Annotated in this window: 18 protein-coding genes and 1 pseudogene; 13 read left to right on the top strand and 6 right to left on the bottom strand. The window is 54.0% G+C overall.

Annotated features, from left to right (window positions below; all coding sequences use genetic code 11):
* Positions 1-120 precede the first annotated feature (120 nt).
* The 5 genes from Pla144_RS05360 to Pla144_RS05340 all read left to right on the top strand — a co-directional run bounded on the left by Pla144_RS05360 (position 121) and on the right by Pla144_RS05340 (position 4,876).
* A complete protein-coding gene (locus Pla144_RS05360) occupies positions 121-1,179 on the top strand; it encodes a DUF1559 domain-containing protein (RefSeq protein ID WP_146448514.1) in 1,059 nt (352 codons plus the stop codon).
* Between the two features lie 31 nt (positions 1,180-1,210).
* The gene (locus Pla144_RS05355; RefSeq protein ID WP_146448512.1) at positions 1,211-1,606 is read left to right on the top strand and encodes a hypothetical protein; all 396 of its coding nucleotides are present in this window, start codon (positions 1,211-1,213) and stop codon (positions 1,604-1,606) included.
* Between the two features lie 50 nt (positions 1,607-1,656).
* The gene (locus tag Pla144_RS05350; protein ID WP_146448509.1) at positions 1,657-2,757 is read left to right on the top strand and encodes a DUF1559 domain-containing protein; all 1,101 of its coding nucleotides are present in this window, start codon (positions 1,657-1,659) and stop codon (positions 2,755-2,757) included.
* 237 nt (positions 2,758-2,994) lie between these two features.
* Positions 2,995-3,750, top strand: coding sequence for a PEP-CTERM sorting domain-containing protein (locus Pla144_RS05345; protein ID WP_146448507.1), 756 nt, complete (start codon positions 2,995-2,997; stop codon positions 3,748-3,750).
* A gap of 343 nt (positions 3,751-4,093) precedes the next feature.
* Entirely contained in the window at positions 4,094-4,876 is a 783-nt protein-coding gene (locus Pla144_RS05340; protein ID WP_197530398.1) for a PEP-CTERM sorting domain-containing protein, read from the top strand.
* 268 nt (positions 4,877-5,144) lie between these two features.
* On the opposite strand, the gene Pla144_RS05335 is transcribed toward Pla144_RS05340, so the two are convergent.
* Positions 5,145-7,247: a GH25 family lysozyme gene (locus tag Pla144_RS05335; RefSeq protein WP_197530397.1), complete on the bottom strand. Its 2,103-nt coding sequence runs from the start codon at positions 7,245-7,247 to the stop codon at positions 5,145-5,147.
* Positions 7,248-7,627: 380 nt separating this feature from the next.
* Between Pla144_RS05335 and Pla144_RS05330 the strand changes: the two genes are divergently transcribed.
* Both Pla144_RS05330 and Pla144_RS05325 read left to right on the top strand, forming a co-directional pair.
* Complete coding sequence (locus tag Pla144_RS05330; RefSeq protein ID WP_146448500.1) at positions 7,628-8,497, top strand: radical SAM protein; 870 nt, start codon at positions 7,628-7,630, stop codon at positions 8,495-8,497.
* Positions 8,498-8,648: 151 nt separating this feature from the next.
* Positions 8,649-9,956 (top strand): UDP-glucose dehydrogenase family protein, encoded by a 1,308-nt coding sequence (locus Pla144_RS05325; protein ID WP_146448498.1) that lies wholly within the window; start codon positions 8,649-8,651, stop codon positions 9,954-9,956.
* 9 nt (positions 9,957-9,965) lie between these two features.
* Here Pla144_RS05325 and Pla144_RS05320 read toward each other — a convergent pair whose 3' ends face one another.
* The 5 genes from Pla144_RS05320 to Pla144_RS05300 form a co-directional block, all read right to left on the bottom strand.
* Positions 9,966-11,132, bottom strand: a complete 1,167-nt coding sequence (locus Pla144_RS05320; RefSeq protein ID WP_146448496.1) for a GTPase — start codon at positions 11,130-11,132, stop codon at positions 9,966-9,968.
* Entirely contained in the window at positions 11,129-11,977 is an 849-nt protein-coding gene (locus tag Pla144_RS05315; protein ID WP_146448494.1) for a type III pantothenate kinase, read from the bottom strand. The genes Pla144_RS05320 and Pla144_RS05315 overlap by 4 nt, the downstream gene beginning before the upstream one ends.
* The gene (gene obgE / locus Pla144_RS05310; protein WP_146448491.1) at positions 11,974-12,975 is read right to left on the bottom strand and encodes a GTPase ObgE; all 1,002 of its coding nucleotides are present in this window, start codon (positions 12,973-12,975) and stop codon (positions 11,974-11,976) included. Before obgE ends, Pla144_RS05315 begins: the two co-directional genes overlap by 4 nt.
* A 226-nt stretch (positions 12,976-13,201) precedes the next feature.
* The gene (rpmA, locus tag Pla144_RS05305; RefSeq protein ID WP_146448489.1) at positions 13,202-13,453 is read right to left on the bottom strand and encodes a 50S ribosomal protein L27; all 252 of its coding nucleotides are present in this window, start codon (positions 13,451-13,453) and stop codon (positions 13,202-13,204) included.
* A gap of 90 nt (positions 13,454-13,543) precedes the next feature.
* The gene (locus Pla144_RS05300) at positions 13,544-14,542 is read right to left on the bottom strand and encodes a hypothetical protein (RefSeq protein WP_146448487.1); all 999 of its coding nucleotides are present in this window, start codon (positions 14,540-14,542) and stop codon (positions 13,544-13,546) included.
* Between the two features lie 287 nt (positions 14,543-14,829).
* Between Pla144_RS05300 and Pla144_RS05295 the strand changes: the two genes are divergently transcribed.
* The 6 genes and pseudogenes from Pla144_RS05295 to Pla144_RS25450 all read left to right on the top strand — a co-directional run bounded on the left by Pla144_RS05295 (position 14,830) and on the right by Pla144_RS25450 (position 22,339).
* Positions 14,830-15,210 carry a CoA-binding protein gene (locus tag Pla144_RS05295; RefSeq protein ID WP_146448485.1) on the top strand — a complete coding sequence of 127 codons (381 nt, stop codon included), beginning with the start codon at positions 14,830-14,832 and terminating at the stop codon, positions 15,208-15,210.
* Between the two features lie 1,299 nt (positions 15,211-16,509).
* The gene (locus Pla144_RS05290; protein WP_146448483.1) at positions 16,510-17,556 is read left to right on the top strand and encodes a hypothetical protein; all 1,047 of its coding nucleotides are present in this window, start codon (positions 16,510-16,512) and stop codon (positions 17,554-17,556) included.
* Between the two features lie 225 nt (positions 17,557-17,781).
* Entirely contained in the window at positions 17,782-18,141 is a 360-nt protein-coding gene (locus Pla144_RS05285; RefSeq protein WP_146448481.1) for a hypothetical protein, read from the top strand.
* A gap of 112 nt (positions 18,142-18,253) precedes the next feature.
* Entirely contained in the window at positions 18,254-18,823 is a 570-nt protein-coding gene (locus tag Pla144_RS05280) for an ECF-type sigma factor (protein ID WP_146448479.1), read from the top strand.
* Positions 18,824-18,913: 90 nt separating this feature from the next.
* A pseudogene (locus Pla144_RS25455) lies at positions 18,914-20,632 on the top strand (protein kinase domain-containing protein); the annotation flags it as partial.
* Positions 20,633-21,211: 579 nt separating this feature from the next.
* A complete protein-coding gene (locus Pla144_RS25450; RefSeq protein WP_391580959.1) occupies positions 21,212-22,339 on the top strand; it encodes a WD40 repeat domain-containing protein in 1,128 nt (375 codons plus the stop codon).
* Positions 22,340-22,387: the final 48 nt, after the last annotated feature.

The following is a 22,387-nucleotide window of genomic DNA, read 5'->3' as shown; positions in this document are numbered from 1 at the left end:
GCGCTGGATTCTCTTTGGCTTTTCTGCAAAACTGCGTATAATGAAAAGGTCTTGCAAAATTCTCCTTGTTGTTATCTGCGCGACTTCTAGCCCCTGCTAATTCGACTTAAGGATCAAAGAATGTCTTTAGGCATTACTTCTGAAATCACTCGTTGCCGTCAAAGACGCGGTTTTACGCTGGTCGAACTGCTGGTCGTGATAGCCATCATTGGGGTTTTGGTGGCGCTGTTGTTGCCGGCCATCCAAGCTGCGCGTGAATCTGCGCGACGGATGAGTTGTACCAATAATCTCAAGCAAATCGGCTTATCAATATTAAACTATGAATCTTCGAGTAAAGTTCTTCCCCCGGGAATAATTCCAAACACTCCCAAAGATCGTAATGGTTTTTCTTGGCTAGTTGAAATTTTACCCTACGCGGAATTCACGTCGCTTGGGACGGAAATGACTGATCGACTCAAGGAAAATACCAAGATGGTTTCCGGCGGGCGAGGTGCCCCGCGATTGGAAGCTCCTGACGTCTATGAGTTGGATAATGCCCCGAATCGCCAACCTGGGGAACTTGAGTTTAGCAAATTGCAATTGAATGTCTATAAATGTCCTAGTGATGGCGTTCGGTATGACGATCTCATTTTGAACGCTCGGGGAGAACAGTGGGAAGCGACGAACTATGCAGGGGTCGCCGGCTCGGCTTATGCCCGCAACGATCAAGATCAGGTTCTAAGCTATTCGGGTTTTACCGGAGCGGTAAACACGGATGGTTGCTTGTACTTCGATAGCAAGGTGAAGTTCAAAGATGTGACCGACGGAACTAGTAATACGTTTCTGGGAGGAGAGCGCTGGTATCAATGTCGGTCATGGCTGACAGGAGGTCGTGCGAGTACTGACACGAGCCATTTGTTGTATTCTTCTAAGAACATCGACGCAAAATACCCTCCCAACGGCGCATTTTCTGCAGGATACTATGTCAGTCATGTTCAATACGGTAACGATCCTCCATTGCCACCCGGAGGTCAAGAAATCGTCGGGCTGAACGACCTCTACTGGGGTAGTTTTCATTCGGGGGGTCTCAACTTCGTCTACGCGGATGGGAGTGTCCATTTTATCGCCGACAGTATTGATCCTATCACGTGGGTCTCGATGGGATCTCGCAATGGAGGTGAAGTTGCCGATCAACCGTGATGGCGTGACTCTTTCCCAACGGAGTTGCCAGATGACACGAACTCATTTGCTGTTTATTCAGGCCATTCTTGCCATAGCTATTGGTTGTGCTAAGTCGGAGCCTACGCAGCAAGTAACAGGGAAAATCAGTTATCAAGCCAAGGCCCTTGACCATGGCATGGTCAGTTTCTTCCCTGCTGGAGGTAGACCGATCGGAGCAGCTATCACACCCGAGGGGAGTTATGAGATCGAACTTCCCCCCGGTCAATATCAGGTGATCGTTAATGCTCCCCCGAAGTTACCCGCTGGTTTCAAAGAGGGAGATCCGCTACCTTCTCACGACCCCAATGCTCTGCCCGCCAAATACAGTCGCCAGCAGACGTCGGGACTTTCTGCGACGATCAGTCTGCAAGATGAAACGCAGACCGTTGATTTTGAATTAGAATAGGTAGGAGAGTCGACACGCCGCCTGAAACCTTTATTTGCGAGGATTCAATCATGTCCGGAAGCAACTTTTCCTTAACTCGACGATCCCTTCGAGGTCCGCAATCTGGTTTTACCCTTGTAGAGCTATTGGTCGTTATTGCGATCATCGGAGTGCTGGTAGCACTTCTGTTACCGGCAATTCAGGCGGCACGTGAATCGGCGCGGCGGATGAGTTGCACGAACAACCTTAAGAACATCGCGCTCTCGTGCCTGAACTATGAATCGGCTAAAGACTCTTTACCCCCAGCAACGCTGAATTCATCCAAGGACACACAAAGCGGACTTGGCTGGCCCGTGTTGATCCTACCTTATGTTGAGCAGGCTGCTGTGAGCCAAGACGCTATTGCTAAATACACGGACCCCACCAAGACGAATGCTGATGATGCCTATGGCTCAGCCATGGATGATTTAAATAAACTTCTGCTTCCTATGTATCTCTGTCCCAGCGATCCAGAACTCGCCCAGCAGGAAGAAAAGTTTGGCAATAGCGATCGTAAAGGCATGAGCTACGCGGGTGTGGCCGGAACTTACTATGCCCGTACTGGGAGATGCCCAAGTGATCGTGGTGGAGAAGACTTTTGTATAACCTCCAGTGCCACGGGATTGTTTGGTCCGAATAATTACGACGGACTCTTAATCCAGGACTGGCCTGTTGAGTTGCGGGAAGTTACCGATGGGACGAGTAACACACTTTTGATGGGTGAGCGGACCTATCAAATCCGGGCTTGGATGATTGGTGCTTATTGGACGGGTTCGACCGTCCCCCCGTTCATCCCTGCCACCCGTGGTCAGGCTAGACCCGCACCCGAAGGGCCCCAACCATCAACTGCACTTTTTGCCACCAAGAATCTTACGGAGCTATATGCACTCAACCACGATCCTTTCAACGGATGTTACCAGTTGCATAACAATGACTTAGGCGACCGACCTAAGGTGCCAGCGACCACGCCAAAGGTCATTTCCGTTAACGATCTTCCTTTCGGAAGTCGCCACCCAGGGGGAGTCAATTTTGCCCGAGGGGATGGGAGCGTCAGCTTTCTGCAGGAATCGCTGGCCCCGAGAGTTTATCTGGCATTGGGATCGCGCAATGGTAGTGATATCGTCGATGAATAAAAAGGCCGCGATCATCTGGTAGGAGGAATCTCAAAGCATGGTTTTTAGGCTCAAAAAATCTAGAAACCTTCGCAAATCAGACAAAATATTGCGCAGATTTTCTTGCTGATTTGGTAATTTCTGATTACTCTGGAGATAGCCGGGCGATTTGTCCGTAAGCAGTTTTTAAATGTTCTTTCTCTGTCTGTTGTTTTCTAGTTTTTTGTCGCCTTCATCGGCGACGAGGGGAGTGTCCTAATGAAATTACAAGTTTTTTTGGCAACACTTGTTGCCGCCTTTCTCACCAGTAGCTTAGGGTCAGTGGCTCTAGGCACGACAATTATCAGTGATGATTTTGAATCGTATGCAGATACGACGGCAATGCAGGCCGTGTGGGGTGCGGCTGGCGTCGGCACTCTCGATACCGCATTTGGTAATCCTGGACAGTCTTATCGCAATAACGGTGGCGTCCAAAACCAACAAACTATTGCAGGGCTGGTTCCCACGGCTGCTAATCCTGTTGTCTACACCGTAGACATCTATGACGACGGAACTAGCGCCAACAAACGAATGACAGCTGGCCTGCGTAGCTCCGCAGTTGCCAACCTCTTTGAAATGGGTATGTATAATTCCCCAAATCACTACGCTGTCCGCGCAGTGTTGCCGGGCCCCAGTTGGGTTGCCTTTTCCAATATGGTTGATGACTCAAATCAACCAATCCAAAATGCTCCAGTGGCAGGGTGGCACACATATAAGATGGTCTTGGATGGAGCGAGTGCCACCTTCACGATCGATCTTAATGGGGATGGTAACATCAACGGAACAGAAGTCCTCGCTGCTGCATTCATTGGTGCCAGTCCCATTGACACCGTTCGCTTGGGTGTCGGTCTAAGTTCGGCTGGGGGTGGTGCCAATTTCGACAATGTTAACCTCAGCGTTGTCCCCGAACCCGCCAGCATGTTGCTGATGGGTCTCGCTTGCGTTGGGCTGGGTTTCGCGCGAATTCGCAGCTAGTGGTTTTTTAACTTAGCTCTTAAATATTCAACCGCTCCGAACCCTTGGGATTGGAGCGGTTTTTTTTATTGATAGTCTATAGCGAACCGTTGGAACGCTTCACAAAGACCTTCCTCGGGCGAACCGACAGAACGGTTGGGTGACATTTGGACAGTTCATGCTCCAACGCCTAACCTGCGCAAACAAGACATATTTCTGCGCAGAAATTCTTGCGATTTTGGCCAATTTTGACTACTGTGAAGTTGAGAGGCTTTGTGGCCTTACGCCAACTGAACGATCACTTTTCTCTGCACCTTTGGATTTGTTTTTTGTCGCATCAATTGCGACGAGGGGAGTTAGTATAATGAAGAGAAGTAATATATTGGCAGCAGTGTGTGCTGCCGTAGCCTTGGCTGGCATTGGACAGGTTCAGGCAGCCACCCTCTTGTCCGACGACTTTGAAAGTTACGTTGACACTGCGGCTCTCAACGCAGTCTGGAATGAAGCGCCGGCTGGTGTCGGCACGCTAGACACAGCGTTCGGCAATCCTGGCCAATCTCTGGCCCATGGGGGTGGATCTTCGCAAAAGAGGGTTTTCGCCGCCACAACACCATCGGATAGTGCGCCCATTATCTGGGAGTTTGACCTGTACGACGATGGTGATACTGGAGGCAAGCGTTTGACCGGTGGCCTGCGCGACAACGGCGCTGCTGCACCGTTGGGTGCCTTACTCGAAATGGGTCGCTACAATGATCTAGCTGATCCGGAAACTGGTGGTGTCACACTCGTTGGCTATGGCATTCGCACTGTGTTTGTTGGAGGCACGCCAGGCAATTGGGTCACATTTGTTGGTAATCCGGCAATACAGCAGGGTTGGCACCACTTCAAAGCAACGGTCGGCGAGACGTTTATCAATTTCGAGCTGGACTTGGGCGATGACGGTACTGTAGATGCGATTCGAAACATCGCCACGACTGCAAACGCCAAACCTTATAACGTAGCACGCTTAGGCGGACCATCGGATTTGTCATCTCCCAGCGGCGGGAATTTCGATAACATCTCGATCAGACAGATTCCTGAACCTGCCAGCCTGTTGCTGATGGGTCTTGCTTGCGTCGGACTTGGTTGTGTGCGAACTCGCAGCTAACGGTTAGCTTGAACTAGTCTCGAACCTTCAAACCGCTCCGAGTTGCCAACTCGGGGTGGTTTTTGTTTGTCCCGTGAGTGAGGGACATTCGCCCCTTTGGGGCTGAATTGTTGAGGGTTCAGATTTCCAGGGGTTTGCACCCCTGGCTATTGACGATCACCACTCCGTGGTTGGGGATAGGCGGTTCTGCAGCGAAGAGTTTAGGTGTGGCGATTTAGCCACGAAGTGGCGGCAGTTAATAGCTAGGTGGCGTGAGCCCCTGGAATGATTAGGACCGGCGAAAGCCAGCCATCAATGCCAACGCAAACCCGATTAAGCAGATTGCACTGGGTTCAGGAACGGCTGTGGCAGTCGTCAGTAGGTTCGAGCCCGTGTAATTGCGTTGCCAGGTGAGAAAGTCTTGGCCGTCACTGTCGCCGTCCTGATCGGCATCTGCACCGGCGGTGTTGCCGTAGGCGGCTTGCCATTCAGTGAGGTCGTTGCCATCGACATCGCCGTCGCCGTCGAAATCTCCGGGGGAAACTGTGCTGGTCACCTCCAAGAGTCCGGTGCCCGTGATAAGTGGGGTTGTGAATTGAGCACCTGAACCAACGCTTCCCCAGGTGCCGATGGGTAGGGTCGTCCCGTCGATGGACAACTTACTCACCATGTCGGGAGGGCCGGAAAAATTGAGGTCGAGTATTCCCCCTGTAGAAAGGGACACATTTGCGTCATCGGCGAGGGATGGAATGTTGATGCTCAATACCCCCTGCTGAACGACTGCATCTCCACTGAAACTATTGATGCCGGAGAGAGAGAGTGTGCCGAGGCCCGTTTTCGTGAGTGAGCCATTGGAGATCGGCACTTCGATACTCAGATCTACGTTAGCAGCGCCATCAGCAATATTGAAGACGCGATTCTCTCCCCCCAAATCGATCTGACTCGAAAGCCCCGGGGTTGCGACGTTGGCAATGGTGCCGCCGCCGCTGGTCAACGGATTGAAACTCACATCACCCAGCACGGCAATCATGGCGGGAGCAGTGCCATGCGGCATGAGTTCCATCCTCTCGAACGAAAGGGAGGCCCCAGCCAGCGTGAGCGTTTGAAACGGGTCAATCAGGAGGGTATGGGCACTCAAACTGGCGTTGCCAGTGATTGATACCGGAGCGGAAAACTGAGCGGATACTGGAGTGGAATCGGAACTAGGCACATAGCCCACGTTCAGTGATCCTCCCGTCATGTTGAGTGATTCCCGGACAAACAATTTGCGGATGTTGTGGGTCCCCGAACTGAGGGTGACATCGATGCTGGCGTTTGGTCGGTCGAGAATGACCGTGTCATTCGCTCCAGGCAAGCGCACGGAGGGGAGCGTCAACGCCCCCACACGGGCCACTTGCCCGGGGCCTTGCACAGGAGCAACCGGAGTCTGGCCGCTATTCCAGTTGGTGAGCGAGGTCCATTGGCCGTCGGAGTCATTCGTCCAGAGCGCCGGCACTAATTTGTCCTTTACGAACTCAATGCCCCCGTTGGCAACGTTAACATCCAGGTTGCTATTGCCATTGTTAAATCCACTTAGCCTCGCAGTGCTGGCGTACTGCCAGAATGCCCAGGGCTGTGGATCGCCGAAATTATCCCACGGGCCGTAGAGCCAAGAGAGAGAATCGTTTGGATTGGCTGTTTGCACCGGAATGGAATTGGGATTGCTCTGATTCGGCCAACGAGCAATCCAAAGGTCAGGAAACGCATTGACAATCGAAGATTGGACGTAACTTGCGTAGTTGCCATTGATGTACATCTGAGGACGAACGCCCGTTACTTCTTGAATACGGTTCGAAAAATCGATGGAAAACTGAGTGAGCTGCGAAGCCGTGCGTTGCGATTGGCCCGCTTCAAGATCAAATACCGGTAGCAAATATCCAGGACGCATCCAGGCACCTGCCATTTGAAGAAAGTGATTGGCCTCGTCAGTCCCGGTGTTGGCAATGCCGCCCGAATTCTGCGTGCTGGAGATAATATCGGGGCGAGCGAAGTGATAGGGACCCGCAAACATTCCCGCGGCTGTGGCCCGAGTGATATTTTGCACGAAGTAAGGGTCGTCATACCGCTGAGAGAGAGTGTTTTGATTGTTGTTGTTATTGGGATCACTTTGGTTGTAGAAACCCGTTGTGCCCCCGCGGCTGGAACGAATGAACACGAAGTCTCTATCGTTCGTGTTATGGAGTGCATTCCATGTGTTCGTCGACAAGTTGCCTTGCCAGGCCGAGACATCCAGGCCCAGTGAACGCACCTGGGCAGTCGCCAGTAGGTTCGAAAATGAGAGTTGGACAAACACGGTTGCTATAAATGCAATACCGTTGAAGAAATGCCTGTTGTTGCGAGTCAAATCAAACACCAAACCAAGCCTCATGAGAGTAAAGAAGTCGATTTTTTTGCAAAGTTTGTTTGGAAAAGGAATTGAGAGAGTATTCTCCCCGATGTTGTTCCAGTCTTTCATTATAGAAGCCGGAGACTTTTTAACCACTTTGATGGTTGAAAATAAACGCCATTTTCGCTTGGATTTCGCAAAAACGAGTTGTCCATGCGCAAAATACGGCGGGTAGGCCATACCTCTGCAATGATCTGCCAGGAATAGGGTCGACCAAGGTAGGAGTAGAATCTCGGTCTTCTGATACCCCATCAGCTTTGATTCAGGCACGCTTTTACTATGTCGCCCAGCCTTTGACTAAGTCGCTCGAATTAGTCAAACGGCCTTCGATGGCGTATCATGCTGTTATGACTACGCACCAACTCCACACGCTACATGAACGGTCGTTTGAGGACTACCGGTTTGTCTATCCCGTGCTGAGTCGGCGGTCGCGGGGGATATCGGTGGGGGTGAATCTCAACCCGGACAAGGTTTGCAATTTTGATTGCATTTACTGCCAGGTGGATCGCACTTCGCAGAGTGAAACCCAGTTTGTGGAACTGGATGCCCTGGTTGCCGAGTTGCGGGAAGTGCTTGCCTTTGTGAAGTCGGGCGAGATTTACGAATCGAGCAAGTTCCGCGAGACACCTGCCGAGTTGCGGCGATTTAACGACATCGCTTTCTCTGGCGACGGCGAGCCGACGACCTACCGTAACTTTGACACGATCATCTCGACTTGCGCGGATCTGAAACGCGAACTGGGACTCGACGACGTGAAGATGGTTCTGATCACCAATGCGAGTATGTTTCATCGGCCACACGTCGAGCGGGGTCTGGCGATCCTCGATGCCAATCAAGGGGAGATCTGGGCCAAGCTGGATGCCGGCACGTCGGAGTATTATCACAAGATCGAACGGACCTCGATTCCATTTGAGCGGATCCTCAAGAACATCACGGCCGCGGCCCGCGTGAGACCGCTGGTGATTCAATCGCTGTTCATGCGGGTGGCGGGGGAAGGACCCTCGCAGAGAGAGTTGGTAGCCTATTGTGACCGGCTTGGGGAGATCGTCGCGGCTGGAGGGGAGATTCGTCTTGTGCAGGTCTACACGGTTGCCCGACGACCGGCGGAGGATTTCGTCGCCCCGCTAGCGGATACAGACGTGGACGCTATCGCCCAGCTGGTGCAGGAACGAGTTGGATTGCCAACGGCGGCTTTCTATGGCACGAGTTGCCCTTGAATTCGGGCGTTAAGATAGTCGGGGCCGAGGACGGCCCGGCTCGCCTGATGAGGTAGGTTTTCTTATTCTAATTGCGCAATTATGCTGGGAAGATACCAGCTTTGTTAGGTTTACGGTCAGAGCATCAAAAGAAAAGGCGTAGATATTATCCATGGAAATAGCGGTTATCGGTACGGGATATGTGGGGCTTGTTTCGGGGGCTTGTTTTGCTGACAGCGGCAATCGAGTGACGTGCGTTGATATCGACGCAGCCAAAGTAGAGGCACTCTGTCGCGGGGAAGTTCCCATCTATGAACCTGGGCTCGAAGAGATGGTCAAACACAACCTGTCTGTCCACAGGTTGATGTTTACGACCGACCTCGCCTCGGCTGTGGAACCTGCGGAGGTGGTCTATCTGGCCGTGGGGACTCCCCAGGGAGACGATGGGTCGGCCGACTTGTCTGCACTATGGAAAGTGGTCGAACAGATTGCTCCGCACCTTCAAAAGGATGCTGTTCTGGTAACTAAGAGTACCGTGCCCGTGGGAACCAACGCGCGCATTTACGGGATGCTCAAGGAACTCACTGGTCGGGATTGCGAAGTTGCCAGCAATCCGGAGTTTCTCAAAGAGGGTGCGGCGATTGACGATTTTGTGAAACCCGATCGCGTGGTGGTGGGGGTTCGCAGCGATCGGGCAGCCGATGTGCTGCGGCAACTTTATGAACCATTCCTCCGGACGGAGCATCCCTTTCTGGTGATGACTCCCGAGAGCGCGGAGATGACCAAGTACGTGGCCAACGCTCTGCTGGCCACCAAGATTAGCTTCATCAACGAGATGGCCAACCTGTGCGAGCGGATGGGTGGCGATATCAATGACGTGCGGCGCGGCATTGGCCACGACAGCCGCATTGGGTTTGCATTTCTCTTCCCTGGTGTTGGCTATGGGGGAAGCTGTTTTCCCAAGGACGTGCGGGCGCTCTCGGCGATGGCGACTGACTTGGGAGTCGAGCCGCGGATTCTGCTGGCCGTCGATGAGGTCAACACTTGCCAAAAGCAGGTCATGATCGAGAAGCTTGACAAGCATTTCGGTGGCAAGCTCTCCGGCAAGACAATTGCCATCTGGGGACTAGCGTTCAAGCCCCGGACCGACGATATCCGCGAAGCGCCGGCACTCGTGTTGATCGATCATCTCCTGGAGGAGGGTGCCAAAGTACAGGTCCATGACCCCGAAGCGATGGACAATGTGCGAAAGATCTACGGCAACAAGATTACGCTTTGCGACTTGGAGATGGAGGCACTCGCCGGAGCCGATGCGCTCTGCATCATGACCGAGTGGAACGACTACAAGCGGCCCGACTGGGATGAGATGGCGAGCTTGCTTCGAGCTCCCGTAATCTTCGATGGCCGCAATCTCTACGAGCCCGAACGAATGCAGTCGCGGGGATTTACGTACTACAGCGTGGGCCGACCGGGAGTGTAACGACTGAGTTCATTCCCCGCGTACAAGCAACTCGTCGAGTGCAGCTGAGGCGTTCGCTTGATGGCCTTGCTCACATGCTTCCTTGGCGGCCAACAACAGACTTGCCTGCCGCATGTTAAAGGGGACCGCAGAACCAGGCTCAGGCGCGTCAGGGACTAACTGCTGGACGATTGCCGCCAGGAGGTGCTCGATCCCCTGGCCTGTGAGTGCACTGGTGGCGATTGCATTGGCGGGAATCGGTTGGTCAGCAAGATCGATCTTGTTGAGAACCAGGACTTGCCTGCTAGGTAATTCGAGGCCTAAATCTGAAGCTTGTTGTTTGAGTAACTCCATCGAGTCCGAAGCCGTGGCATCCTCGACCCAGAGAACCAGATCGGCGCGGGCCAATTGAGCATGGGCTAGTTCGATGCCCGCGACTTCTAAAGAGTCGGTTGTTGCGTGGAGGCCTGCGGTGTCGCTCAGTTCGATGGGCCAACCGTCTATGACCGTATGTGTCGTGACAACATCGCGCGTGGTACCTGGCTGGTCGAAGACTATCGCTCGTTGGTAGCCAACCAACGCATTGATGAGGCTGCTCTTGCCGACGTTCGGTCTGCCAGCGATGACGACTTGCCAAGGGCTGGTCAAATGCAAGCCGAGGGAGAAATTTGCCAGAAGGCAATCTACGCGGGCTTCGGCTGCAGCAATCTCGCCTGATTGAATCTCTGCGAGAATCGCCTCGACTTCGCGCCGCAATGCCCCTTGCAATTGGTCCAACAGAATCAAGGCGGTACGAGAAGTCGTGGCCTCTGCCAAGGCGATACGGGCCTCCGCTTCAAGCGGGCATTCGTGCTGACGCGAGATCCATTCTTGCCAGGGAATTTCGTCACAACCGGCGGCCACAAGCTGGCTGACGACGGCCGCGACTGATTGCACACCGCCGTGGCAATGGACTTCGACCTCATGTTCGTCGCGGCGACAGACAACCAAGTCTTCCCCTTCGACTGTTCCCCAGTGACCGTAGACGATACGACTCAAGGGTTGTCGATCGAGTGAGCGGCCATTGCTCGCCAGAAAGCATCCGTCGACGAACTTCACCGCGTCGCGACCGGCCACGGCGACCACAGCAACGGCTCCCCGCCCAGTGGGAGTCAATACACAGACACTGGTCTGGTCGTCACCATTGGAGCGAGTCACCGACTTCCCTCACATGCAAGCGCGATTCCAGCGAGAACCAGATGGGACACATGTCGAACAGGTCCCACGCTTTCGTTGAGCGATTCAAGCAGAAGCGGGGCATTGCCACCGGTGAGAAAAAGCTGTGGCTTGCTGTGGGAGAATTCGGAGTACATGGCGATGAGTTTTTCCAGCGCACCCACGAGGCCCCAAGTGAGTCCCGCAGCCATGGCTTCGGTAGTGCATTTCCCCAATCCATGCTCGGGTAGCTGCAAGTTGTCAGGCGACAATAGGGGAAGCGAACTGGCGGCCCCGTGCAGGGCGGATGCCGAGAGTGACCAGCCGGGCAGGATTGCTCCCCCCAGAAAATCGCCGTTGCTGCCAATGAGATCCACCGTCACGGCGGTCCCGAGATCCATCACGATGGCAGGTTGCTCGGTCTTGCGAATTCGGTTAACAGCCACGGCATTGAGCAGCCGGTCAATCCCCACTCGCTGCGGTTCTTTGACCTGTAAGACAATCGGCAAGTCGCTGCCGGTCAAGACTCGCACGGCAGGATAACTGAGTTGTGAAAACAGTTTTTCTACGACTCCAGCCGCAGCGGGGTTTACCGAGGCGAGCGCGACTTGGGGTCGCCGATCTTCGCACTGAGAGAGCCACTCTGTGATCTGGGCATTGAATTCTCCAACAGGAACGCCCCGATGTTGGCAGGAAAAGGTCTCGGCGGGTTCGGCGAGTTTTGGAGCAGCAATCGGCAAGAGACTCTCGGGAGGTTCTGTCGCACAGATAACCTCGCCGGGAAACCAACCGAACTTCACCCGGCTCGTGCCAACATCCACCGCCAACAAGTCAAGCACTTCGCTCATGTCGGTTGCCGCTGCTCGCTCAACAGGGAATAGGCTTTTCGAGTTAGTTCATTCAGGCCCTGGCCGGTGACGGAGGAGAAGAGCAAGACGGGTTTTCCGATTGCTTGTTCCAACTCGGTGCGGACTTCTTCTGCGCCGGGTAGCTCGGCCTTGCTGACGGCGACTATCTCCGGGCGGTTGCCTAGATCGATGTCGTATTTCTCTACCTCCGCACGGATGGCGTGGTAGTTCTCGATGGGGTTGGTTCCATCCATTGGTTCTGGCTCGATCAAATGGATCAGCACCCGCGTGCGTTCTACATGGCGAAGAAACTCGTGGCCCAGGCCAGCGCCGGAGTGGGCGCCCTCGATCAACCCCGGAATGTCGGCCATCACTAGAGCGTGGTCGATATCGACTTGCACAATTCCCAGGTTGGGAATCTTAGTAGTGAACGGATAGTCGGCGATCTCGGGCCGGGCACGCGACACCCGACTCAGGAGGGTGCTCTTGCCGGCGTTGGGTTTCCCCAGCAATCCCACATCGGCGATAACTTTAAGTTCAAAGGTGACGCGGCGATTCTCTCCCGCTCCGCCGCGAGTGTGCTCCCGAGGAACCTGATTGGTGGCAGACTTGAACCGCGTGTTTCCCTTTCCACCATTTCCACCACGCGCGGCGATCACCTGGTCGCCGGCGGCTTCCAAATCTTTGAGCACGAAATCGTGGTCGGCATCGATTACCACTGTCCCCGGGGGAACAAGGATCGTGAGATCTTCGGCATTGGCCCCGTGGCATTTTTTGCCACCGCCGGGAGTACCGCTGCGGGCGCGCCAGTGCTTGCGATGCACCAGCATCTGCAGGCTATCGACTCCTGGTTCGGCGACAACGATGATACTGCCCCCCCGACCACCGTCTCCCCCATCGGGACCTCCACGGGGGATATATTTCTCGCGTCGGAAGCTGACGCAGCCGTCACCTCCCTTGCCAGCTTCTACTTCAACAGTGACTCGATCGACAAACATGAATTCCAGTTCCGTCTTTCCCGCGTAGGCGGGAATCTAGTCTCTCACCGCTGCGATCTGGGTTCCCACCTGCGCGGGAATGACGTCGTGATGGATATGCAGAGGCTCCATATTACCTCAATCTACAACGAAAAAGGGATGCACACCGAGGCGCATCCCTTGCAGTATGGTTGTCGCGATTGTTGGCAAGTCCCGCTTAGCTCGTTCAGGGCGGGGCTTGCAAGAGTCAGGAGGCGACGGGGAGGACGTTGATTCGACGACCTTCGCGGTCGAACATGACCTCGCCATCGACGATGGCAAAGAGAGTGTAATCTTTCCCCTGGCCAACACCCTTGCCGGGGTGAAACTTGTTGCCCAATTGACGCACGAGAATGTTACCGGCAATAACCTTTTCGCCGCCGAAACGCTTTACTCCACGACGCTGACCGTTGGAATCACGACCGTTGCGACTGGAACCTTGTCCTTTTTTATGAGCCATGGCAAACCACGATTGTTGAATTGAGGGGTTCGGGGTCTCGCAGCAGCAAGACTGTATGCTGCCCAATTGATGACCTGTAGCCCGTCGATTCTACCGGTAAATCCACTGATAGGCAACGCCTTCCGGTGTGCCATAATACCCTGCAAATCCAGGGGCCGATCCGAACCGGATTTCGGTCTCATTCTCGGCGTAGGAGTCGCCGGGACGCCAGAAATTCAACTGCAAGACCTTGCGCTCGAAGATTCTGCCCTCACCGGGGGCGGCTCCGACGGGGAAATCTGGCTGATCCTCCCAGCGATAGGCATTGGTAAGGCCTCGCACATAAATCGCTAGAAAATCGATCTCGGGGTCCACATCTTCCCAAGTCGCCACGCCCCACAAGCCACCCACGGAGCGGCCCTGTTCAGGCTCCAAAAGCTGCTCGGAGATCTCCACGTTATTAAGGAGCTGCCCCTGCGGAAGTTCGCGGCGGGCGATGGCCTCAACTGCCGAAGGGAGAATCCGATCCATATAGGATTTGCGGACAGGCTCGCCTGTGGAATCGCGATCCAGACTGGTGAGAAAAAACTGTGGGATGAACCGCTGTGGTCCTAGTGACTTTTCGACCGTCGTGAAGGTACCGTCTTTGTCCAGCTGGGGGACGAGGCCCGCTCCCGTATTGCGGACGCGGTAAACCATGTACCAAATCAGTTTGCGTTGCATTTTCAGGGATGGCTGAGGGACATCTACCCACATCATCCGTAGTGGTTTGAACGAAAATTCTAGACACCAAACGCTTTGGCGAAACTCCGCGTCTCGGGTCATCTCATACAGCGTGCGACTCTCTGAAAGTATGTTCGGTGTACGTTTGAGATCTTTAATGGCCCGCACTTCTACCATGTCATGCACATTGAGCGTGTCAGCAGGCTCCAGGTCAGGTGCGATCGTCGTCAACACACCGGGGGCAAACTGAGGTCCAGCGGCAGCAACGTCGACTGACTCTTGCGCAGCGAGGAAATTGCACAGGGCCAGTTGTGCGATCAAGCACGTAGCAAACGCCACATAGCGCGAGCCAGAAAACAAACGAATATTCGTAGAGGCGCCAAACATAGATTCTCTGTTCGTCGTAGACGGTTGGGAACAAAAAGGCCTACCACAAGTATAATTGCCGCGCCATCAGGCAGCAACTTTTTGCGGGATTTTAGCGGGAATCGGCGGTTAGTCGGTTGCTGACGGTTTGCGCGGAAATACCGGCCAATGTTGCCCGACTCTCCTTGTTGGATATTTCCGACTCGGAGAGTCGGTCAACGATGAGGATACCTACTCCTTGGATCCCCTTCAAACTAGAATGGCGGCTTCTTTCCCAATCCCATTCCTCCAATATCGAAGGTCACCCCATGTCTCGCCCTACCGTCGCCATCATCGGTGCCAGTGCCGACCGCAGCAAATTCGGCAACAAGTCCGTGCGGGCACACCTGGCCCAAGGATATGAGGTGTTTCCAATCAATCCCAAAGGTGGCGAAATTGAGGGATTGACTACTTATCAATCGCTCGCCGAGGTCCCCGCCGAGCGACTTGACCGGATCAGCCTGTATGTTCCCCCTGCGGTTGGCTTGAAACTGCTTCCCGAGATCGCCGCCAAGGGTTGCGATGAGTTGTGGCTCAACCCAGGTAGCGAAAGTGACGAGTTGGTTGAGACTGCACGAGAGTTAGGTCTCAATCCGATTGTGGCATGCAGCATTGTCGATTTGGGCGTGAGCCCTGGATCGCTGGGCTAATTGTGGGGGGGACTAAGATCTGAGGACTGGGGGAAGATTTTCACCGCAGAGTCGCTGAGGGTAAGATGGGTGGTTCTGCTGGCTAAAGGATGCTCAACGCTTCGGAAATATTTCGGCCAGCAGGTACACTCATCTGCATTAGCTTACGAATCAAAAGATGGGTGCAAGCACGCCATCCTACGAAAGACCGTAGCGAAGATTGAAAAGCCGCGAACGGCACTGACTGCAGGAAGATAGAGGGGAGAGTGATGAGTGCCTCGCGGGCGTTGCCCTGCCAACATGTTACTGTCCACCGACCACTTCACTCTAATCAATAGCATCTAGAATATACTTGGCTGGGGACGAGGATTCGAGGACTGGCTAACAACTGACGACTAATAGCTAGCGTAAGTCTAAACGCCTACTTTCGAAACTCTGGGGCGCAACACGCAGTTCGCGATTTCCGACAATAAATCTCCCCGAGGTTGCATCGACACCTGCGGCGAGGCCAATTCCCGCCGCCTCGACTCTCTATTTCTGTAAGTCGTCATGCATCAACGACTAAAGGCTTCCAGGGACGCGGGTTACAATTTGAGTCTACTCAATTGGTGTCTCTGCACCTCGCGTTCTGGCACCCCGAAATGGCTGATTTCGGCGCGGTTTCTTGCGAATAACTACCGTAGGCGTGGTCTTTTTGAGTTGGCAGTGCTGTTGATTAACGCGTGGGCTCAAGAAATCAATGCCGCGCAAAGAAACTAGGTTCTCCTGATTTAGGAAGAATTGAGGCATCAACTGCTCGATCACTTTAACGGATTCAAAAAATCCTAGAAAAATGTGGCGGAGGCGGATTTCACTTTCGGCTACACATTAATGAAGAGCTGCCTCCCAAGCAGAGGGCTGCCCTTTTCCCCATAAGCGTTCGCAACCATGTGCTACAGCTCACCTCTAGCAATCTTTTCGTCCAATGCAGATTCGATAGCACCCAGTTTTGGCCGGATGGTTGCAGATCTCGTAAAAATGTTCGAATCAAGACTTTCGGGAGAAGACAAGTTGTACAAAAAGCGAAGATCAGTCTTTGGCCTGGACCGAACTGGCAAAGTGCGTTGGCGCCAATTAGTCATTTCCCTTCTTGGATGTTACTTCGGTCTTCTTACGACTTCTGCTCTCTTGTTTGGTCAATCACCTGAGGATGATCAAAGAGTTACTGTTCAAAGCAATCGACCGTCCTACCGCCCCCCCTACCGACCCTCCCGGCGACCAAGGTTCCCTCAAAATGGCAGCTATGTGGTAATTGGCTACAACGATCTTGGAATGCATTGCATGAATCAGGACTTTTCGCAACTTTGCATCCTGCCGCCCTACAACAATCTCCATGCCCAGGTGATTCGCAGAGGACGCGAACCCACGATTGTTCGCAGCGGCGTCGAGGTCAAGTATCGGATTACCAACAACACAACATCGGCTCCGAAGACAAACTTTTGGCAGTACGCTCCTCAGCTCTTCGGAGTGAACTTAACGCCCGACGTGGGACTCACAGGAAATAGTCTACAGGGCAAGATGGCCCCCACCGGGGCGAACGATTGGGCGGCCACGGGCATTCCGCTCACTCCGATCACCGACAACGGGGTACTCAACCCGTATCCACTTGGCGAAATCTCGGTAGAGTCCGAAGGGAAGGTGTTGGCCCTCACCCACGCAGTGGTTCCCGTTTCATGGGAAATAAGCTGCAATATCTGCCACGCTCCAGGATTACCCGGGCCCATGGTAGACGCTGACATTCTCATGAAGCACGACCAAAAACACAACACCCAATTGTTTGGCGGCGGTGCGGTGCTGTGTGCCTCATGCCATTTCGACCCCGCTTTGGGAACGATTGGTATTCCTGGTGTGAAATCGCTGTCAGAGGCAATGCACGGATCGCACGCGTCCCGTATGCAACCGGTCTTTGCCATGGGACTGACAAATGAGTGCTATGCTTGTCACCCCGGCTTCCAAACGAACTGCCAACGGGATGTCCATTTTGCCAAGGGCATTTACTGTACGTCATGCCATGGCAACATGACAGCGGTAGCCGATCTCAATCGTATCCCTTGGGTAGATGAGCCAACCTGTGGTAGTTGCCACAAATCGCGTCAACCGGAGTTTGATTTCGAGGAACCCGGCAAATTGTTCAAAGATTCCCATGGGCATGGCGGCGTCCATTGTGCCGCCTGCCACGGCAGCCCGCATGCAATAGGTCCAGCGGTCACACCGCAAGACAATTTGCAAGCGATCGAATTGCAGGGCTACTCGGGAACAATCTCAAAATGTACGGTCTGCCACACGACGCCACCAAGCGTACACTTCGAACATCACCGTCACGACTAACGAGTTGCTTGGTCACGGTGACCAATGGGTGATCAACTTCTCCGCAAGAAGACAGCCGAAGGAGTCCTCCTTAGGCACGTATCGAGACGAAAGCTGGTGCAGGGATTTCCAGATCTGAGTTTTAGCGAGCAAGAATCAAGTTTTTTGAGACAAACCGATCTCGGAAGTCGCATTGACCTGTGTATTCGCTAATATCCTGCAATATCAGCCTTCAGGGATTACATAATGCTCGCGACCCTAGCACAAGCCTCGCCCACTGCCGATTTCGCTATCAGGGAAAACTTGGAGGATCCGGCGACGGTAGACCTCGTAGTTCACGACATTCTGAAACTCGATGATTTGCTCCGATTCACACCGGAACAAGTTGCTGCTGAAGCAGAGCTGTCTTCCATCAAGCTGGCCGTAGTCACGAGTACGGCATCTGATGCCATTTCTGCGATAACCGCTCTTGCAGCAGCTGCTGGAGTCTTGTTCCTGTCGTGGGGCCAACTCGTTTCTGCAGGAGAACGTCTCAGGACTTCCTTCGAAACGATTGCAGACTTGAGCCCGTTTGAATTGTTTCGCTTGCTCAGCGCCATCCCTTAGACACCGCCTCAATCGGATATTCTTGCTGAAGGCGACTACTTGCAAGCCATGTCCTACGGAGTTTAATAGATTCTCGCCGATTCCCATCGAACTTTCACTCACACCAAATTGCATGAACGATATCACGAACATCCTGTCCGCTGCAGCTAAGGGTGACTCTGGTGCATCACAGCAATTGTTGCCGCTGGTATATGACGAGCTGCGACGTCTCGCTAAGCAGAAAATGGCCCGCGAAAAACCAGGGCAGACACTCGATGCGACGGCGTTAGTTCACGAGGCATACTTACGCTTGGTAGGAGCCAACAGCGGCCCCCATTGGGACAATCGCGGCCACTTTTTCGCCGCTGCAGCCGAATCGATGCGGCGTATTCTGGTCGAGAATGCGCGTCGCAAGTCTCGACATAAGCATGGTGGCGAGCGAGATCGCGTAGATTTGGAGAACTGTGATATCGCGATGAGCGCTCGGCCCCATGAAGTGCTGGCGATTAGCGAAGCGCTTGACCGGCTTTCCGAAGAAGACCAATTGGCAGGTGAAATCGTAAAACTACGCTACTTCGCTGGCTTGTCCGTTGAAGAAGCAGGCAACGCTTTGGATCTTTCACGCGCCAATTCCTATCGGCACTGGTCTTTTGCCCGCGCGTGGTTGCAGTGCGAATTGTCGGACGATAAAAAGCCAGAGTAACTTGCAGACACCGATACCGTTGCTGTCGCCCTAGACGAGTGTCGATCAGAAAATACAAAGTTCTCAACAAATCATACTTGGATATTCATCATGTCTGACCAAGCCCACAATGCGAAAGATATTTTCTGGCAGGCGATCGATATCGAGTCTGCCACAGATCGTCAAGCTTTCTTAGATGACTCTTGCGAGGCAGATACCAATCTCCGTCGCCGCGTGGAAGCTCTGCTCGCAGCCAACGACGAACCGGAAAGCTACCTCGACCGACCAGCGGTGAAATTCGACCCCGTGGAGACAGAGGACCACCTCACGCCGGCAGCAAGAGTTGTTGATTCGTCCGAGAAGCCCGGTACGCTCATTGCCACCTACAAGCTGCTGCAGGAAATAGGTCAAGGCGGCTTTGGCATGGTTTACATGGCGGAGCAGCAGGAGCCAGTGCGCCGACAAGTGGCGTTGAAGATCATCAAGCCTGGTATGGATACGCGGGAGGTGATTGCGCGATTTGAGGCGGAGCGTCAAGCGCTGGCATTGATGGATCATCCCAACATTGCCAAAGTGCTCGACGCCGGCGCCACTTCGAGTGGTCGACCTTACTTTGTCATGGAACTGGTCAAGGGTGTTTCGATTACGGAGTTCTGCGATGGAAATCGACTCACTACTCGGCAACGGTTGGAGTTGTTTGTGACTGTCTGCTCCGCAGTGCAGCACGCGCACCATAAGGGTGTAATCCACCGTGATTTGAAACCCTCGAACGTCATGGTGACCCTGCACGACGGCATACCGATCCCGAAGGTCATCGACTTTGGTATCTCGAAAGCGATCTCGCAGCGGCTCACCGAAAAAACTTTATTCACGCGCTATGGGCAAATGGTAGGAACTCCGCAGTACATGAGCCCCGAGCAAGCGGAGATGAGCGGTCTGGATGTCGATACTCGCTGCGACATTTATTCACTCGGTGTATTGCTGTATGAATTGCTCACAGGGACGACCCCGATCGAGGCCGAAGCGTTACGGATGGCTGGTTACGCTGAGATGCTGCGGATCATTCAGGAACAGGAGTCACCCAAGCCCAGTACCCGGCTGAGCACACTTGGCGATCGCCTACCGCTCGTCTGTCAGCAGCGGAGCACGAGTGAGCACCAGATCGGCCGATTGGTACGAGGTGAACTGGATTGGATCGTGATGAAGTCCCTCGAAAAGGACCGCTCGCGTCGATACGATACGGCCGATGCCCTTCGCGCGGACGTACAACGGCATCTTCGGAATGAACCGGTCAGCGCCGTCGCGCCGAGCACATGGTATCTGCTGCAAAAGTTCGCGTCCAAACACCGCAGCTTCATTGCAGCAGCCAGCGGTATCGTCGTCTTGCTGTTGGCAACTGCTGTGATTTGCTCGGTGATGGCAGTGCAGGCGACTCGGTCCAAGCGGGATGCGCAGTCGGCCCTCACGCAGGCCGAATTCGCAACCGCCTCGGCTGAACAAGCTCGCGATGAGGAGAAACGCCAACGTCAATTGGCCGAGACCGAACGGCAGCGAGTCAGCGAGGAGAGGGAGAAGGCACGGCTTAATCTATACGCGGCTGATATGAAGGCTGTGAACAACTATCTGGCAGACGGCAGTCTCGGGGCTGCTCGGGCACTGCTTCAATACCAAATGCCAAGACCAGGCGAGTCGGACTTGCGCGGCTGGGAATGGAGGTATTTTAACCAAAAAGCAAAGGGCGACCACCTGTTTAAGCTGGTCGGGCATACCAGCATCATCAATCGGCTCGCGTTCTCGCCGAGCGGTCGACTATTACTGTCAAGAGGTTACAACGAAACCATTCTGTGGGACTGGCGAAACAAGACGATGCTGCGGCAATGGGAAAACGTCAAGGACATCGGCTTTTCCTACGATGGATTCATCGGATTATTGAATGACGATGCAAGGCTGGAGCTGTTGGATCCAGAAACATTTGAGCCGACCGGGGGTGTTCAGGAGGGCGTCCAGCACTTTGCTTTCTCACCTCGGGAGAACTATTCGATTCTCGTCTTGACTGACGGAAAGCTTGTTCGTTGGAACCACGCGACGAGCGAGGCGCACGAGTTCTATCAACTCAAACGGCCAGCCGATGTCGTCTTTTCACCAGATGGCGAGGCGTTTGGATGGATTCAGGGCGATGTCGTCAGAGTGTGGAACGTCGCCGATGCAACGATACAGACAACGGTCGACTTGCCGGCCGAAGTAAGGTCAACCTTTGGCCTCTTTAGGAGCCCTCGGGCCCTTGCGGCGCTGTTTGCAGGAGGCAAAGGGCTTGTCGTTCGGGCGCGTGGGATTCCTCCCGTAGTGTACCGAGCTAAGAATGCGGACTGGGAACGCCCATTTCCAAAAGATGCGGTTGGAACAAATCAAATGATGATGTCGCGGGATGGAGATTTCTTGGTCACCGGAAGCTACAACCACGACGTTTCCATGTGGTCCGTGCCGGAATTTGAACCAATTGCGAGGCTGTATGGTCACGGCGATGAAGTATTTTCGGTTGCCATAACGGCAGACGGGCAGCATTTGGCGTCGGGAAGCCAAGACAAGTCGATTCTCATCTGGAGTGCGAATCGCAGCACTAACAGTACGACGATCAATCAGGGCTTGGGGCCTGCGCCGATTGTCTATTCGAAGAGCAGCAAATGGATGGCAACACCGACTCCATTCTTCACGACCACGATTAGGAATCCAGAGACATTTGAGGTTGTCTCCAGCATAAAGGGGGTTGCGGTTCACGAATTGCCAGATCAGTCCGAATTGATTACGGCGAAAATCAGTTGGTCTCTTAAGGGGCCAAGTCTTGGGCACGAATTCACTTTTTGGAACACAAATACCTGGCAACCAGCCAAGACGATTAGCCTGCCCGACGACACCAAGATCGGTGCGGCGGCTAACGGAACGACCGCGGCTATCGCCAATGAATCACAAATGAGCTTGATCGATCTCACCACGCATCAAGTTGTCGCATCTTGGAAGCATGGCCTCAAGCGTCAGTCGAACGTTCCACTGTTGCCACTCGCGGTTGGCTCTGGTGGCATCGTAGTCGGCGCTGGAAGCGCACTTGACTCTAATTCAGGTGTCGCAAGAGTGTGGGACCTTTCCGGCAGGCTGCTCGCTGAGTTTGACTGCGAACACATTCGGCAGATCGTTGGCGTAGCGTGTTCGCCTGACGAAAGGTACGTTGCGACCGCCAGCTTTGACGCGACGATCAAGGTTTGGAATGTCGCAAGCAAGTCACTGGTGTTCACACTACGCGGTCACCGACGGGGAGTTCACAGCATTGATTTCTCGCCCGACGGGAAGACGCTAGTAAGTTATGCGGACGATAGGATGGTTAAGCTTTGGCATGTTGCAACAGGGAGAGAACTGGCAACGCTGTATCCGAAAGTTGATGTGGGCTCTATGCAGTTTTCGCCAGATGGATCTACCTTGATCGGACAAGGTCTCGCGCCTCCACCCAAGTCCTCGAAACTCCAGATTTGGAGAGCCCCTCTATAGTCGTGGCGATCAGCAATTCGAAGCAAGTCAGCGAGTCAGCCTTGGAAA

Source organism: Bythopirellula polymerisocia, from assembly GCF_007860015.1.
GTDB classification, from domain to species: Bacteria; Planctomycetota; Planctomycetia; order Pirellulales; family Lacipirellulaceae; genus Bythopirellula; species Bythopirellula polymerisocia.
The sequence above is the reverse complement of the archived record's forward strand: the minus strand, read 5'-3'. Positions and strand labels throughout refer to the sequence as shown.

Coding starts and splice junctions, on each gene's coding strand:
- Pla144_RS05360 (WP_146448514.1), top strand. CDS start 121: ATGTCTTTAGGCATTACTTCTGAAATCACTCGTTGCCGTCAAAGACGC.
- Pla144_RS05355 (WP_146448512.1), top strand. CDS start 1,211: ATGACACGAACTCATTTGCTGTTTATTCAGGCCATTCTTGCCATAGCT.
- Pla144_RS05350 (WP_146448509.1), top strand. CDS start 1,657: ATGTCCGGAAGCAACTTTTCCTTAACTCGACGATCCCTTCGAGGTCCG.
- Pla144_RS05345 (WP_146448507.1), top strand. CDS start 2,995: ATGAAATTACAAGTTTTTTTGGCAACACTTGTTGCCGCCTTTCTCACC.
- Pla144_RS05340 (WP_197530398.1), top strand. CDS start 4,094: ATGAAGAGAAGTAATATATTGGCAGCAGTGTGTGCTGCCGTAGCCTTG.
- Pla144_RS05330 (WP_146448500.1), top strand. CDS start 7,628: ATGACTACGCACCAACTCCACACGCTACATGAACGGTCGTTTGAGGAC.
- Pla144_RS05325 (WP_146448498.1), top strand. CDS start 8,649: ATGGAAATAGCGGTTATCGGTACGGGATATGTGGGGCTTGTTTCGGGG.
- Pla144_RS05315 (WP_146448494.1), bottom strand. CDS start 11,977: ATGAGCGAAGTGCTTGACTTGTTGGCGGTGGATGTTGGCACGAGCCGG.
- obgE (WP_146448491.1), bottom strand. CDS start 12,975: ATGTTTGTCGATCGAGTCACTGTTGAAGTAGAAGCTGGCAAGGGAGGT.
- rpmA (WP_146448489.1), bottom strand. CDS start 13,453: ATGGCTCATAAAAAAGGACAAGGTTCCAGTCGCAACGGTCGTGATTCC.
- Pla144_RS05300 (WP_146448487.1), bottom strand. CDS start 14,542: ATGTTTGGCGCCTCTACGAATATTCGTTTGTTTTCTGGCTCGCGCTAT.
- Pla144_RS05295 (WP_146448485.1), top strand. CDS start 14,830: ATGTCTCGCCCTACCGTCGCCATCATCGGTGCCAGTGCCGACCGCAGC.
- Pla144_RS05290 (WP_146448483.1), top strand. CDS start 16,510: ATGAATCAGGACTTTTCGCAACTTTGCATCCTGCCGCCCTACAACAAT.
- Pla144_RS05285 (WP_146448481.1), top strand. CDS start 17,782: ATGCTCGCGACCCTAGCACAAGCCTCGCCCACTGCCGATTTCGCTATC.
- Pla144_RS05280 (WP_146448479.1), top strand. CDS start 18,254: ATGAACGATATCACGAACATCCTGTCCGCTGCAGCTAAGGGTGACTCT.
- Pla144_RS25450 (WP_391580959.1), top strand. CDS start 21,212: ATGATGATGTCGCGGGATGGAGATTTCTTGGTCACCGGAAGCTACAAC.